Below are 12,268 nucleotides of genomic sequence, written 5' to 3'. Positions count from 1 at the left end.
CCCAGGTGTCCGCTCCGGTTAGGCTCGCTGCGTCAGGCAAGGGCCTGAGCGAGAGCCTGGGGGATCTACGTACATGCGCGCACTACGCATCACACTGATCATCGCCGTGATACTCGGCGGCCTCTTCGTCGGCGCCGACCGGCTGGCGGTGGGGATGGCGGAGTCCAAGGCCGCCGACAAGATCAAGAGCTCGGAGGGGCTGACCACCACCCCCAGCGTCTCGATCAAGGGTTTCCCGTTCCTGACCCAGGTCGTGGGCAAGGAGCTGGACGAGGTCGACGTCAGCGTGGACGGGCTGACGACGGACGCGGGCGGCGGGACCACGGTCCGCGTCTCCGAGCTGAACGCCCAGCTGCACGAGGTCACCATCGGGGGGAACTTCTCGACGGCCACCGCGAACCGGGCCACCGGTTCGGCCCACATCTCCTACGCGGACCTCTCGCGGGCCGCGGGCCCCGGGGTCACGGTGGGCTACGACCCGGCGGGGAACAACCAGGTCAAGATCACCGGGAATCTGCTGGGCTTCAGCCTCAGCGCCCGCTCCAGCGTGACCATCGTGAACGGCGACACGATCCGGCTGCACGCCGAGCGCATCCCGGGCGGCTCCATCCCGCAGTGGGAGGACAAGGTGCGCGAGCGCACCGACATGGAGCGGAAGATCGACGGCATGCCGAAGGGCATGCGGCTGGAGACGGTGAAGACCGACAAGGACGGCATAGACGTCTCGGTCACGGGTAATAACGTCGCGTTGACGGGCTGACCCGCCCGGCACGTACCGTCTCGTGTCCACTCACCGAGACGATCATGTCCGCGATGACAGACACCGACGGCCGCCGGGCACCCCGGCGGCCGTCGCGCGCGGTCTTCCGCACCCCCTGATGTCCACATCGCGGACATCAGCGTCTCACCATACGACACACCGGTGACATGCCCGCCTGTCCGTCTTTACGATCGGACCCATGAAGCGACAGGCGGATCTCACGAAGCGGCGGGCAGTCGACCTGTGCCGCGTCGCCGCCATGCTCTGTCGCGCCGTCTGAAACCGAGGGCGCGCGCGGCCGCCGCAGCTTCGGCCCGCCCCCTCCGGCCCGTCTGCCGGGTCGTCCCGCACTCCGCTCGTACGCTCGCGACCAGGCTCCGCGCAGCGCCGCGCGTCGAGCGCCCGTACCGCCGCAACTGCCCCGGAGGAGAGATACATGAGCCGCAGTGACGTCCTGGTGGACGCCGACTGGGTACAGGCCCGCATCGATGACCCGAAGACGGTCATCGTAGAGGTCGACGAGGACACGTCCGCGTACGACAAGAACCACATCAAGAACGCCATCCGGATCGACTGGAAGCAGGACCTCCAGGACCCGGTGCGCCGTGACTTCGTGGACCAGGCGGGCTTCGAGAAGCTGCTGTCCGAGAAGGGCATCGGCAACGACGACACCGTCGTCCTCTACGGCGGCAACAACAACTGGTTCGCGTCCTACGCCTACTGGTACTTCAAGCTCTACGGCCACCAGGACGTGAAGCTGCTCGACGGCGGCCGCAAGAAGTGGGAGCTGGACTCGCGCGACCTGGTCGCCGAGGTCCCGACCCGCGCGAAGACCGAGTACAAGGCCAAGGAGCAGGACGCCTCCATCCGCGCCTTCCGCGACGACGTCGTGGCGGCCATCGGCAGCCTGAACCTCGTCGACGTCCGCTCGCCCGACGAGTTCTCCGGCAAGCTGCTCGCCCCGGCGCACCTCCCGCAGGAGCAGTCGCAGCGCGCGGGCCACGTCCCGAGCGCCCGCAACATCCCGTGGTCGAAGTCGGCCAACGACGACGGCACCTTCAAGTCCGACGAGCAGCTCAAGGAGCTGTACGAGGGCGAGGGCGTCGACCTGTCGAAGGACACCATCGCCTACTGCCGCATCGGTGAGCGCTCGGCGCACACCTGGTTCGTGCTGCACGAGCTGCTCGGCCAGACCAACGTCAAGAACTACGACGGTTCCTGGACCGAGTACGGCTCGCTGGTGGGCGTGCCGATCGAGCTCGGCTCCGGCAGCTGACCCCCTCCTCCCCGACCGAACGTTAAGGACAGACACATGTGTGGAGCGCAGACAGGCGGCCCCGACGCCTCGACCATCAAGCCCGGTGAGACCACGATCCAGGGCCAGGTGACCCGCGACGGCGAGCCCGTCACCGGCTACGTGCGCCTCCTGGACAGCACGGGCGAGTTCACCGCCGAGGTCCCCACCTCCGCGACCGGACAGTTCCGCTTCTACGCGGCCGAGGGCACCTGGACGCTGCGCGCCCTGGTCCCGGGCGGCACCGCCGACCGCACGGTCGTCGCACAGAAGGGCGGTCTGGCGGAGGTCGCCATCGCCGTCTGACGCCCACCACGCGTCGTACGACGTGAGGGCCGCATCCCGGGGTTGGACGCTCGACGGGATGCGGCCCTTCCGTCTGTCCGCGCGCGGGTCCCGGACGTATCCTGGCCATATGTACGCGCGACGCCGCCACGCATACTTCTTCCTGATGGGCGCGTGCCTGACGCTCTTCATCTCGGCCTGGGCCTTTGTGCGTCTGTGGTCCGTCCCCGCCGCCGTCGCGATGTGCATCGTCGCGATGGTCATCCCGCCGCTGGCGGCCATCGTCGCCAACCGCCGGGGCCCGCAGGACCGCTGGTGGGACGAGTCGGGGGACCCGGAGTCCGACCGGTGGTGGCGGGAGCTGGACGAGCACCACCACCGGCACTGACATCCGGCCCTACCGAGACCCCGGCGTCACCGAGCGGCGTTCCTCAGTAGACGAGCGCCTGCACGCCGTCCGGCATGATCTCGCTCACGAAGACCTGCGCCCCCGCGATCCGCGCGCCCTCGATCAGATCCGCCTCGTCGATCTCCCGGCGCGCCGCGCACTGGCTGCACACCGTGATCGTCCCGCTCGCCAGAATGCCGCTGATCAGCTCCGGCAGCGGCGCCGCGTGCGGCAGCGAGAAGTCCGCCGCCCGGCCCGGCAGCGCGAACCACGTCGACTCGCCGGTCAGCCACAGCGAGACCTCGACCCCGCTCGCGACGGCCACCGCCGCCACCGTGAACGCCTGCGAGCACCGCTCGGGCGCGTCCGCGCCCGCCGTCACCTTGATCACGAGCTTGTTCGCCATGCCCCACAGCCTAGGCTTGCCGGTCCGGCGACTAGAATCGATCCCGGTCCGTCATCCGTTACGAGGAGCAGCTCGTGCTTGAGGCAGTCTTCACCACCCTGTTGGTCCTGGTCATCGTGGCCAGCCTCGGTTTCGTCGGGCTGACCTGGAAGAAGCTCTACCAGGGCCAGCGCTGAGCGCACCCGCCCCCCTTTGCCCCCGCCCGCCTAGCGACGGATCGTCTGAACCCATGATCGAGATTCCCTCCGACCTCCACCCGGACCTGGTGCCGCTGGCCTTCCTGCTCGGCAACTGGGAAGGTGCGGGCGTATCGGACTTCCCCGGCGCCGAGAAGTGCAACTTCGGGCAGGAAGCGACCTTCACCCACGACGGCCGCGACTTCATCGAGTACATCTCGCACACCTGGGTGCTGGACTCCGAGGGCAAGAAGGTCCGCCCGCTGGAAACCGAGTCCGGATACTGGCGCATCGACCGGGACCGCAAGGTCGAGGTCGTGATGATCCGCGACCAGGGCGTCGTCGAGGTCTGGTACGGCGAGCTGGCGGACGGCAAGCCGCAGATCGACCTGGTCACCGACGCGGTGGCCCGCACCTCCGCCTCGGGCCCGTACTCGGGCGGCAAGCGGCTGTACGGCTACGTCAACAGCGACCTGATGTGGGTCGGCGAGAAGGCCACCCCCGAGGTCGAGCTGCGCCCGTACATGTCCGCGCATCTGAAGAAGGTCGTCGACCCGCGCGAGTGGGCCAAGGACCTCAAGGACCTGCCGGACGACGGGATCGCCTTCTTCCGCTGAGCCGCCCCGCTCCCCCGGGCACTCCAGCCGCTCCAGCCGAGCGCGACCGCGGCCCGGTGCGCCGCCGCCTACACTGGCACCGTGGCGACCACCGACTGGAAGACCGATCTGCGGGAGCGCGGCTACCGGCTGACCCCGCAACGCCAGCTCGTGCTCGAAGCCGTCGACACCCTGGAGCACGCCACTCCGGACGACATCCTCACCGAGGTGCGCCGTACCGCGAGCGGTGTGAACATCTCCACCGTCTACCGCACGCTGGAGCTGCTGGAGGAGCTGGGCCTGGTCAGCCATGCCCACCTCGGGCACGGCGCCCCCACCTACCACCTGGCCGACCGGCACCACCATCTCCATCTGGTGTGCCGGGACTGCACGGAGGTCATCGAGGCCGATGTCTCGGTCGCCGAGTCCTTCACCCGGCAGCTGCGGGCGTCCTTCGGCTTCGACACCGACATGAAGCATTTCGCCATCTTCGGCCGCTGCGCCGGTTGTTCCGCCGCACACCGTGCGCAGGACCCCGGCAAGGACCAGGCGACCACGTCGTAGGGTGAAACGCATGAAGAGCCCTTTGCTGTCGCTGCCCGGCGCCGTCCCCGGCGAGGGCCCCGACGAAGGCGTCGCCGCGCACTACGGCGACCTGTTCCGCGAGCAGCGCGCACTCGCCGACGGCACCGGATTCGTGGACCTCTCGCACCGCGGAGTGGTCACGGTCAACGGTGCCGACCGGCTGAGCTGGCTGCATCTGCTGCTCACCCAACACGTCAGCGACCTTCCCGCCGGTGAGGCCACCGAGGCGCTGATCCTCTCCTCGCACGGCCACATCGAGCACGCCCTCTACCTCGTCGACGACGGCGAGACCACCTGGGCCCATGTGGAGCCCGGCAGCCAGGGCGATCTGATCGCGTACCTGGAGAGCATGAAGTTCTTCTACCGGGTCGAGATCGCGGACCGCACCGAGGAGTACGCGGTCGTCCACCTCCCGGCGGGCAGCATCGCCGAGACCCCCGAGTCCGCCGTCGCCCGCGAGACCGCGCACGGCCGCGACCTGTTCCTGCCGCGCGCCGAGCTGGAGTCCTTCGCGGCGGCGAGCGGCCCGCCGATCGGCGCCCTGGCGTACGAGGCGCTGCGCGTCGAGGCGCACCGGCCGCGGATCGGGCTGGAGACCGACCACCGGACGATCCCGCACGAGCTGGGCTGGATCGGCACCGCCGTCCATCTGCAGAAGGGCTGCTACCGCGGCCAGGAGACGGTCGCCCGGGTGCACAACCTGGGCAAGCCGCCGCGGCGGCTGGTCTTTCTGCACCTCGACGGCAGCGAGGTGAAGCTGCCGGGCCACGGCGCGCCCATACGGCTCGCGGCGGACGGCGAGGAGGGCCGACAGCTCGGCTTCGTCACCTCCTCGGCCCGTCACCACGAGCTGGGGCCGATCGCGCTCGCGCTGGTGAAGCGCAACGTACCGGTGGACGCGGCGCTGATCGCGGACTCCACGGCCGCCTCGCAGGAGACGGTCGTGGAGCCGTAGCGAGCTCTACACCTCGACGATCACCGTGAACGGGCCGTCGTTCGTGAGCGAGACCTTCATGGCCGCTCCGAACCGGCCCGTCTCCACTTGGGCGCCCAGCTCCCGCAGCCGCGCCACCACCTCGTCCACCAGCGGTTCGGCGACCTCGCCGGGCGCCGCCGCGTTCCAGGTGGGCCGACGGCCCTTGCGGGCGTCCCCGTACAGCGTGAACTGGCTGATGACCAGCAGCGGAGCACCCAGGTCCGAGCAGGACTTCTCGCCCTGCAGGATGCGCAACGACCACAGCTTGCGGGCCAGCTGGGCCGCCTTCTCCGGAGTGTCGTCGTGCGTGACCCCGACCAGGACGCACAGCCCCTGCCCGACGATCTCCCCGGTCGTCTCGCCGTCCACGACGACGCTCGCCCCGTCCGCTCTCTGTACCACAGCACGCATACGCACCATCATGCCCTGCGCCCATCGGGGCCGATCGGGTGGACGGCCGCTGCACACGGGCCATTCGGAGTGGCACGATGCGTGCAGGCGGTGCAGGCGGGCAGGAACTGCGGGAATGACGCATCGCTGGAGGGGACGGACAAGGATGATCACACCGGGCACCGAGCGGCCCATGGCCACCGAGAGCCCCCTGCCGACGCGGCCGCCGAGCCAGCGCGGCGGGCGGCTGGCCGACGCCGAGGCCGTGCCGTCGGCGGCCGTGCCGCCGGCGGGGACGGGGACGGGGACGGCGGGGGCGGCTCCGGCCGCGATGGGCGGTCTGCGGCTGGCGGAGCTGCGCGCGCTGCGCCGCTCCGCACAGCGCGAGGAGGCGGACCTGAGCTATGTGCGCAGACTGCTGCACGGCCGGATCGACATCCTCGGCGCCGAGCTGGCCCGCCGCGGACCGGGGGGGCCGGTGGCGGCGGGCGGGCCGTCGGCGGAGCCCGCGGAGCTGATGGAGCTGCTGCCGAAGATCCTGGCGGACGTACCGTCCCGGCACCGCACCTCCGCCCGCCATGTCACGCTCGGCACCCCGCACAGCGCGGAGTGCGAGCGGCTGGCCGAGGAGATGCTGGCCGAGATCGGCCTGTCGGACCTCCCGGCGCGCACGGACGAGGAGCTGCGCGGCGCGATGAGCCGCCTGGAGGGGTACGAGCAGCAGGTGTCCCGGCGGCGCCAGGGGCTCCAGCGCACCGCCGACCAGTGCAGCGCCGAGATCGCACGCCGGTACCGCGAGGGCGAGGCCCAAGTCGACGACCTGCTCTCGTAGCGACCGGACGGCGAGACGGCGCCCGATATCCACAGGCTGGGGATAAAAAATCGCATGCGACGGGCGTTCGCGGCCGCCTAGCGTGGCCGCATGGCCGCCCACATCCGCACCTCCCTCGACGCGTCCGACGTCCCCCACTGGATCCGCGCGATGCACATCGGCTTCCTGCGGTCGCCGGACGTCTCCAAGGAAGAGCTGGAGGTGCGGCGGGCGCGCATCGACCTGGACCGCACCCAGGGGGCGTTCGAGGGGGACCGCTGCGTCGCCACCTTCCGCAGCTTCGCGCAGCGGCTGACGGCGGTCGGCGGGGCCGACGTACCGGCCGACGCGATCAGCAATGTCACCGTCTCCCCCACCCACCGCCGCCGGGGCCTGCTCAGCCGGATGATGGAGCACGATCTGCGGGCGGCCAAGGAGCGCGGGGACGCGGTGGCCTCGCTGGTCGCCGCCGAGTACCCGATCTACGGGCGATACGGCTTCGGCCCGGCCACCTGGGTCACCGAGTGGTCGGTGGACGTCGCCCGCGCCGGTCTCGACCCGCGCTACGCCGGGCCCGAGGACGGCGGCCGGGTCGACTACGCCGACGCCGACGAGGTACGGGAGCTGGGCCCTGCCCTGCACGAGCGGCTGCGGGCCCGGCTGCCCGGCGCCATCGACCGCACCGAGAGCTGGTGGCGGCTCAACACCGGCCAGCTCCGGTTCCCGGGCGACGGCTGGCCCGCCGAACCGTTCTACGTCCTCTACCGCTCCCCCGAGGGCTCCGTCGACGGCCTGCTCGCCTTCACCGTCGACGACCGCTGGGAGGGCAACAAGCGGCCTCAGGACACCGCCACGGTCCTCAGCCTGATCGGCGTCAGCCCGGCCGCCGAGCGCGCGCTGTGGCACTTCCTGTGCTCCGTCGACTGGGTCCTGAACATCGCCACCGGCCGACGCGCCCCCGACGATCTGCTGCCGCTGTTCCTCGGCGACCCGCGGGCGGCCCGCACCACCGCCCACGCCGACTACCTGTGGCTGCGCCCGCTGGACGTCCCCGCGATGCTGGAGGCCCGTACGTACCCGACGTCCGGTTCGCTGGTCCTCGGCCTGCGCGACCCGGCCGGGCTGGCGGGCGGCCGCTTCCTGCTGGACGCGAGCCCGGACGGCGCCACCTGCGCCCCCACCACCCGCCCGGCCGATCTGACCATGGACATCGGCGAGTTGGCCACGCTGTGGCTGGGCGACGAGTCGCCGGTCCGGCTCACCGCCCTGGGCCGCGCCGAGGAGGAGCGCCCCGGCGCCGCGGCCCTGGCCGACACGCTGCTGCGCACACCGCGCCGCCCGTGGTGCCCCGACATGTTCTGAACCGCTCAGCGGCTTCTGAACCGCTCAGCAGGAGGACTTGAGCAACCTCCGGGCGCCCGCGCCCTGTTCGCCCAGCCTGTCGTACGGGTTGGCCAGCGCGCACTTGTCGATCGACAGACAGCCGCAGCCGATGCAGTCGGTCAGGCTGTCCCGGAGGTTCTCCAGCTGCTCGATGCGCTCGGTGAGGTCCGAGCGCCAGCACTCCGAGATCCGGGCCCAGTCCTCCTTGGTCAGGACGTGGTCCTCGGGGAAGAGCGACAGCACGCCCCGGATCTTCGACAGCGGGATGCCGACCCGCTGCGAGGAGCGCACGAAGGCCACCCGGCGGAGCGTGTCGCGGGTGTAGCGGCGCTGATTGCCGGTGGTGCGGCGGCTGTGGATGAGCCCCTCGCGCTCGTAGAACCGCAGCGCGGAGGCGGGGACGCCGCTGCGCTGGGACAGCTCGCCGACCGTCAGCTCATGGGTTTTCCAGGTGAGGTGCGTCATGCTGCCGAGGGTAGCTTGACTTCAACCTTTGTTTAAGTCCGAGCCTTCTTCCATGACTACCGCAACCGCCGTTTCCACCGGCTCCCCCATCGACACCCCCACCGACTCCCCCATCCGGCTCGCCGTCATCGTCGGCAGCACCCGCGAGGGCCGCTTCGGGCCCAAGGTCGCGAACTGGTTCACCGGCCGCGCCGCGCTGCGCGACGACCTGAGCGTGGACGTCATCGACCTGGCCGACACCCCGCTCCCGCCCTCCCTCACCCACCGCCCCGGCGACGAGGACGCCAAGGCCCTGGAGGCCGTCACCCCGCGCCTGGCCGCCGCGGACGCGTTCGCCGTCGTCACCCCCGAGTACAACCACAGCTACCCCGCCCCGCTGAAGAACGCGATCGACTGGCACTACAGCCAGTGGCAGGCGAAGCCGGTCGGCTTCGTCAGCTACGGCGGCCTCTCGGGCGGCCTGCGCGCGGTCGAGCATCTGCGGCCCGTCTTCGCCGAGGTGCACGCGGTCACCGTGCGCGACACGGTCAGCTTCCACAGCGCCTGGGGAGCCTTCACCCCGGACGGCGCCCTGACCGAGCCGGACGGCCCCGACACCGCCGCCACGGCCCTCCTCGACCAGCTGGTCTGGTGGGCCACCGCCCTGCGCACGGCCCGCGCGGCCCGCCCGTACGGCGGCTGAGCCCGCTCCGTACCCGGGGGCGTCTCGCCGGGTGGCCAGATCCTCACACATCCTGGCCATCCGGCCACTCGTCGCCCGGCGGCCGCGTTGCGACGCTGGCCGGTATGAACGTGCTGTGGATATTCGCCCACCCCGAACCGCGCTCGCTGAGCGGCTCCTTGCGCGACGAGGGCCTGCGGGCCCTGCGGGAGCTGGGGCATGAGTGCCGGGTGTCCGACCTCTACGCCATGCGCTGGAACCCGGTCGTGGACGGCGCCGACTTCCGGCACGACGGCGAGGAACGCCTGATCGTCGGCGCCTCCTCGCACGACGCCTACGACGCCGGGACGCTCAGCGAGGACATCCGCGCCGAGCAGGAGAAGATCGCCTGGGCCGACGCGCTGATCGTGCAGTTCCCGCTGTGGTGGTACGGGATGCCCGCCATCCTCAAGGGGTGGTTCGACCGCGTCTTCGTGAAGGGCTTCGCCTTCGGCGTCACCGGCCCCGACGGCCGCACCCTGCGCTACGGCGACGGCAAGCTGGCCGGAAAGCGCGCCATGGTCCTGCTGACCGCCGGGGCCCGCGAGGCGGGGCTCGGGCCGCGCGGGGTCAACGGCGACATCGAGCATCTGCTGTTCCCGCTCCAGCACGGGACGCTCTGGTACAGCGGCATGTCCGTCCTGCCGCCGCACGTCGTCTACGGCGCGGACCGGCTCTCAGCCGAGGAGTACCAAGGCCGCGCCGCCGCGCTGCGGGAGCGGCTCGGCACGCTGCCGACCGCCGACCCGATCCCCTTCCGCCGCCAGAACGGCGGGGACTACGACGAGAACCTGGTGCTGCGCCCCGGCGTCATGCCGGGGCGCTCCGGTCTGGCGGTGCACTACGAAGCTCCAGCCGCCAGTCGTTGCACCGCATGAACGAGCCCGGCGGGTACTCGACGTCGCACTCGCCGAGCAGCGTGAACCCGGTCTTGCGGCACACCCCGTTCGACGCGGGGTGGCCGACGGACGGATAGGCGTGCAGATGGCGGTGGACGTCCTCCGCGGCCGCGGCGCGCGCGACCTCGTGGGCGGCCGCGGCCGCGATCCCCCGGCCCTGATACGGCGGCAGCACGCCCCAGCCCGTCTCGTACACGGTCCCCCCGCGCCACTCCCGCTCCCAGAAGCCGATCGCGCCCACCACCTCGGCCTCCCGGGCCAGCACGATCCGGTACATCCGGCCCCCGCCGCGCCCGGGCAGCTCCGCATAGCGCCGGTGCCGGGCCAGCACCTGCTCCTCGGTCTCCGGCCCGCCCAGGTGCTCCATCATCTCCGGGCTGTTGTTGCGCCGCAGCAGCTCCAGGTGGGACGGGGTGTCCGCCCACGGCTCCAGCCGCACCCGCGCCACACCGCTCCCCTGGGACATCCGCCGCCTCCCGCCGTCGCGTCCTTGACCCATTCGACCACGCGGGTACGACACCGCACGGCGCACAACCCGGCCGACCGGGCCGAGCGCCCCCGCCGGGTGGCGCGCGCCACTATTGCAAGCATCTTGCTTGCAATAGTTAGCACTCCTGGTGCAGCATCGAAGACATGGCATCACTGAACGTCGGCAACCTCGGCGACTTCCTGCGGGAGCAGCGGCGCACCGCCCAGCTCTCGCTGCGGCAGCTGGCCGACGCCGCCGGGGTGTCCAACCCGTACCTCAGCCAGATCGAGCGCGGACTCCGCAAGCCGAGCGCGGAGATCCTCCAGCAGCTCGCGAAGGCGCTGCGGATATCCGCCGAGACCCTGTACGTACAGGCAGGGATCCTCGATGAGCGCGATCGGGAGGAAACCGAGGTGCGCAGCGTGATACTCGCCGATCCCACGATCAACGAGCGGCAGAAGCAGGTGCTGCTCCAGATCTACGAGTCCTTCCGCAAGGAGAACGGACACGGGACCGCCTCGGACGACACCCCCATCGCCGACGCCGACGTCGCCACACCCTCGAACTGATCCGGGAGGACCAGCACCATGGCCATCACCGACGACGTACGCAAGACCCTCACCGACCCGACCCCGCTCTACTTCGTGGCGGGCACGGCCGACCTCGCGGCCCAGAAGCTCAAGGAGGTGCCGACGCTGGTCGAGAAGATCGTCGCGGAGGCCCCCGAGCGCTTCACCGCCGTGCGCAACACCGACCCGAAGGCCGTCCAGGACCGGGTCACCCAGCAGGCGAAGGACGCCCAGGGCAAGCTCAACGAGGTGCTGGGCTCCCTGGACACCGACCTCAGGCGGCTCCGGGACTCGGCGCAGGACCTGGCCCTCCAGGGCGTCGGCCGCGCCGCCGAGCTGGCCGTCAAGGCGCGCGAGCGGTACGACGAGGTCGCCGAGCACGGCCAGGAGGTCGTGAAGACCTGGCGCGGCGAGGCGGCCGACGAGGTCGTCGACATCGCCTCCGCGATCGAGCCCCACGAGGAGAAGAGCGAGCCCAAGGCGCCGTCGCAGCCGGTCGCCGTGGACTCCGCCAAGGAGGCGCCGAAGGCCACGGCCAAGCCTGCCGCCCCGGCCAAGAAGGCCCCGGCCCGCAAGCCCGCCACCGCCAAGAAGCCGGACTCCAAGCCGTCCCACTGACCCCTCTCCGACAGGCGTTTTTGTCGGGGACGCACAAAAGGGCCGGGTACGCAGCTGGCGTGCCCGGCCCTGTCAGCGGGTACGGTGGCCCGTAATGCTCATCCCTCTTTTCCTCTGAGCGTCTCTACTGGGCGGTGGACAGCGTGCTGGTGCAAGGTTTCGGCGAGTTGCTGTACTGGGTCTCCTGGGGCCTGCTCCTGTTCAGCCTGTTCGCCTTCGTCGACTCCGCTATCCGCCGCGTCGACGCCTACCGGGCCGCGGACAAGCAGACCAAGCCGTTCTGGATGATCATCCTGGGGCTCGCGGCCGCGGTGAACTTCTTCATGGGCATCATGAGCTTCCTGCCGATCATCGGGCTGATCGCGACGATCGTGTACATGGTCGACGTACGCCCGGCGCTGCGGCAGATCACCGGCGGCGGCCGCGGCTGGCCGCGGGGGCGCGGCTCCAGCTCCGACGGTCCGTACGGGCCCTACAACGGCGGCCGGTAGCGCATCC

At 71.1% G+C, this 12,268-nt stretch carries 19 protein-coding genes; 15 read left to right on the top strand and 4 right to left on the bottom strand.

The features are described from left to right. Positions 1–73 precede the first annotated feature (73 nt). From ACZ59A_RS42040 to ACZ59A_RS42020, 5 genes are all read left to right on the top strand, one after another. Positions 74–760, top strand: coding sequence for an LmeA family phospholipid-binding protein (locus tag ACZ59A_RS42040; RefSeq protein WP_470970391.1), 687 nt, complete (start codon positions 74–76; stop codon positions 758–760). A gap of 199 nt (positions 761–959) precedes the next feature. Further along, positions 960–1,040 carry a putative leader peptide gene (locus tag ACZ59A_RS42035; protein ID WP_350962106.1) on the top strand — a complete coding sequence of 27 codons (81 nt, stop codon included), beginning with the start codon at positions 960–962 and terminating at the stop codon, positions 1,038–1,040. 156 nt (positions 1,041–1,196) lie between these two features. Beyond that, a complete protein-coding gene (locus ACZ59A_RS42030; RefSeq protein ID WP_470970388.1) occupies positions 1,197–2,036 on the top strand; it encodes a sulfurtransferase in 840 nt (279 codons plus the stop codon). A gap of 36 nt (positions 2,037–2,072) precedes the next feature. Next, a complete protein-coding gene (locus tag ACZ59A_RS42025; RefSeq protein WP_009716110.1) occupies positions 2,073–2,360 on the top strand; it encodes a DUF1416 domain-containing protein in 288 nt (95 codons plus the stop codon). Between the two features lie 109 nt (positions 2,361–2,469). Continuing rightward, entirely contained in the window at positions 2,470–2,727 is a 258-nt protein-coding gene (locus tag ACZ59A_RS42020; RefSeq protein WP_055557282.1) for a DUF3099 domain-containing protein, read from the top strand. Between the two features lie 43 nt (positions 2,728–2,770). Here ACZ59A_RS42020 and ACZ59A_RS42015 read toward each other — a convergent pair whose 3' ends face one another. Further along, positions 2,771–3,133 carry a DsrE family protein gene (locus ACZ59A_RS42015; RefSeq protein WP_468054572.1) on the bottom strand — a complete coding sequence of 121 codons (363 nt, stop codon included), beginning with the start codon at positions 3,131–3,133 and terminating at the stop codon, positions 2,771–2,773. Positions 3,134–3,362: 229 nt separating this feature from the next. On the opposite strand from ACZ59A_RS42015, the gene ACZ59A_RS42010 reads away from it, so the two are divergent. The 3 genes from ACZ59A_RS42010 (at position 3,363) to ygfZ (ending at position 5,445) form a co-directional block, all read left to right on the top strand. Further along, positions 3,363–3,926, top strand: coding sequence for a heme-binding beta-barrel domain-containing protein (locus ACZ59A_RS42010; RefSeq protein ID WP_468054570.1), 564 nt, complete (start codon positions 3,363–3,365; stop codon positions 3,924–3,926). 81 nt (positions 3,927–4,007) lie between these two features. Beyond that, a complete protein-coding gene (locus tag ACZ59A_RS42005; RefSeq protein ID WP_468054568.1) occupies positions 4,008–4,469 on the top strand; it encodes a Fur family transcriptional regulator in 462 nt (153 codons plus the stop codon). A 10-nt stretch (positions 4,470–4,479) separates the two neighbouring features. Beyond that, complete coding sequence (gene ygfZ / locus ACZ59A_RS42000; RefSeq protein ID WP_470970384.1) at positions 4,480–5,445, top strand: CAF17-like 4Fe-4S cluster assembly/insertion protein YgfZ; 966 nt, start codon at positions 4,480–4,482, stop codon at positions 5,443–5,445. 6 nt (positions 5,446–5,451) lie between these two features. On the opposite strand, the gene dtd is transcribed toward ygfZ, so the two are convergent. After that, positions 5,452–5,877, bottom strand: a complete 426-nt coding sequence (dtd, locus tag ACZ59A_RS41995) for a D-aminoacyl-tRNA deacylase (RefSeq protein WP_470970382.1) — start codon at positions 5,875–5,877, stop codon at positions 5,452–5,454. Between the two features lie 145 nt (positions 5,878–6,022). On the opposite strand from dtd, the gene ACZ59A_RS41990 reads away from it, so the two are divergent. Further along, positions 6,023–6,688, top strand: coding sequence for an RsiG family protein (locus ACZ59A_RS41990; RefSeq protein ID WP_470970380.1), 666 nt, complete (start codon positions 6,023–6,025; stop codon positions 6,686–6,688). Positions 6,689–6,778: 90 nt separating this feature from the next. Further along, positions 6,779–8,029, top strand: a complete 1,251-nt coding sequence (locus tag ACZ59A_RS41985; RefSeq protein ID WP_470970377.1) for a GNAT family N-acetyltransferase — start codon at positions 6,779–6,781, stop codon at positions 8,027–8,029. 24 nt (positions 8,030–8,053) lie between these two features. Here the strand turns inward: ACZ59A_RS41985 and soxR are convergent, their stop codons facing one another. Further along, the gene (gene soxR / locus ACZ59A_RS41980) at positions 8,054–8,515 is read right to left on the bottom strand and encodes a redox-sensitive transcriptional activator SoxR (RefSeq protein WP_468054558.1); all 462 of its coding nucleotides are present in this window, start codon (positions 8,513–8,515) and stop codon (positions 8,054–8,056) included. A 52-nt stretch (positions 8,516–8,567) separates the two neighbouring features. Between soxR and ACZ59A_RS41975 the strand changes: the two genes are divergently transcribed. Both ACZ59A_RS41975 and ACZ59A_RS41970 read left to right on the top strand, forming a co-directional pair. Beyond that, positions 8,568–9,197, top strand: coding sequence for an NADPH-dependent FMN reductase (locus ACZ59A_RS41975; RefSeq protein ID WP_470970375.1), 630 nt, complete (start codon positions 8,568–8,570; stop codon positions 9,195–9,197). A gap of 104 nt (positions 9,198–9,301) precedes the next feature. Further along, complete coding sequence (locus tag ACZ59A_RS41970; protein ID WP_470970372.1) at positions 9,302–10,093, top strand: NAD(P)H-dependent oxidoreductase; 792 nt, start codon at positions 9,302–9,304, stop codon at positions 10,091–10,093. Here ACZ59A_RS41970 and ACZ59A_RS41965 read toward each other — a convergent pair. Then, complete coding sequence (locus tag ACZ59A_RS41965) at positions 10,026–10,580, bottom strand: GNAT family N-acetyltransferase (protein ID WP_470970370.1); 555 nt, start codon at positions 10,578–10,580, stop codon at positions 10,026–10,028. The two genes, ACZ59A_RS41970 and ACZ59A_RS41965, sit on opposite strands and share 68 nt — an antisense overlap. Before the next feature lie 167 nt (positions 10,581–10,747). Between ACZ59A_RS41965 and ACZ59A_RS41960 the strand changes: the two genes are divergently transcribed. The 3 genes from ACZ59A_RS41960 (at position 10,748) to ACZ59A_RS41950 (ending at position 12,261) form a co-directional block, all read left to right on the top strand. Further along, on the top strand, positions 10,748–11,152 hold the full coding sequence (locus ACZ59A_RS41960; protein ID WP_468054550.1) for a helix-turn-helix domain-containing protein: 405 nt from the start codon (positions 10,748–10,750) through the stop codon (positions 11,150–11,152). A gap of 18 nt (positions 11,153–11,170) precedes the next feature. Then, positions 11,171–11,770 (top strand): hypothetical protein, encoded by a 600-nt coding sequence (locus tag ACZ59A_RS41955; protein ID WP_468054548.1) that lies wholly within the window; start codon positions 11,171–11,173, stop codon positions 11,768–11,770. 143 nt (positions 11,771–11,913) lie between these two features. Continuing rightward, positions 11,914–12,261, top strand: coding sequence for a DUF2516 family protein (locus ACZ59A_RS41950; protein WP_468054547.1), 348 nt, complete (start codon positions 11,914–11,916; stop codon positions 12,259–12,261). Positions 12,262–12,268 lie beyond the last annotated feature (7 nt).

Source organism: Streptomyces sp. NPDC040405 (genome assembly GCF_055595765.1).
Note: the sequence above shows the minus strand (reverse complement) of the source record. Positions and strands in the feature narration are given on the sequence as shown.

Bases quoted from the DNA above. Each gene is read 5' to 3' on its own strand.
- ACZ59A_RS41990 (WP_470970380.1), top strand. From the start codon at position 6,023: ATGATCACACCGGGCACCGAGCGGCCCATGGCCACCGAGAGCCCCCTG.
- ACZ59A_RS42035 (WP_350962106.1), top strand. From the start codon at position 960: ATGAAGCGACAGGCGGATCTCACGAAGCGGCGGGCAGTCGACCTGTGC.
- soxR (WP_468054558.1), bottom strand. From the start codon at position 8,515: ATGACGCACCTCACCTGGAAAACCCATGAGCTGACGGTCGGCGAGCTG.
- ACZ59A_RS42020 (WP_055557282.1), top strand. From the start codon at position 2,470: ATGTACGCGCGACGCCGCCACGCATACTTCTTCCTGATGGGCGCGTGC.
- ACZ59A_RS41965 (WP_470970370.1), bottom strand. From the start codon at position 10,580: ATGTCCCAGGGGAGCGGTGTGGCGCGGGTGCGGCTGGAGCCGTGGGCG.
- ygfZ (WP_470970384.1), top strand. From the start codon at position 4,480: ATGAAGAGCCCTTTGCTGTCGCTGCCCGGCGCCGTCCCCGGCGAGGGC.
- ACZ59A_RS41955 (WP_468054548.1), top strand. From the start codon at position 11,171: ATGGCCATCACCGACGACGTACGCAAGACCCTCACCGACCCGACCCCG.
- ACZ59A_RS42010 (WP_468054570.1), top strand. From the start codon at position 3,363: ATGATCGAGATTCCCTCCGACCTCCACCCGGACCTGGTGCCGCTGGCC.
- ACZ59A_RS42040 (WP_470970391.1), top strand. From the start codon at position 74: ATGCGCGCACTACGCATCACACTGATCATCGCCGTGATACTCGGCGGC.
- ACZ59A_RS41970 (WP_470970372.1), top strand. From the start codon at position 9,302: ATGAACGTGCTGTGGATATTCGCCCACCCCGAACCGCGCTCGCTGAGC.
- dtd (WP_470970382.1), bottom strand. From the start codon at position 5,877: ATGCGTGCTGTGGTACAGAGAGCGGACGGGGCGAGCGTCGTCGTGGAC.
- ACZ59A_RS41985 (WP_470970377.1), top strand. From the start codon at position 6,779: ATGGCCGCCCACATCCGCACCTCCCTCGACGCGTCCGACGTCCCCCAC.
- ACZ59A_RS41975 (WP_470970375.1), top strand. From the start codon at position 8,568: ATGACTACCGCAACCGCCGTTTCCACCGGCTCCCCCATCGACACCCCC.
- ACZ59A_RS41960 (WP_468054550.1), top strand. From the start codon at position 10,748: ATGGCATCACTGAACGTCGGCAACCTCGGCGACTTCCTGCGGGAGCAG.
- ACZ59A_RS42030 (WP_470970388.1), top strand. From the start codon at position 1,197: ATGAGCCGCAGTGACGTCCTGGTGGACGCCGACTGGGTACAGGCCCGC.
- ACZ59A_RS42025 (WP_009716110.1), top strand. From the start codon at position 2,073: ATGTGTGGAGCGCAGACAGGCGGCCCCGACGCCTCGACCATCAAGCCC.
- ACZ59A_RS42015 (WP_468054572.1), bottom strand. From the start codon at position 3,133: ATGGCGAACAAGCTCGTGATCAAGGTGACGGCGGGCGCGGACGCGCCC.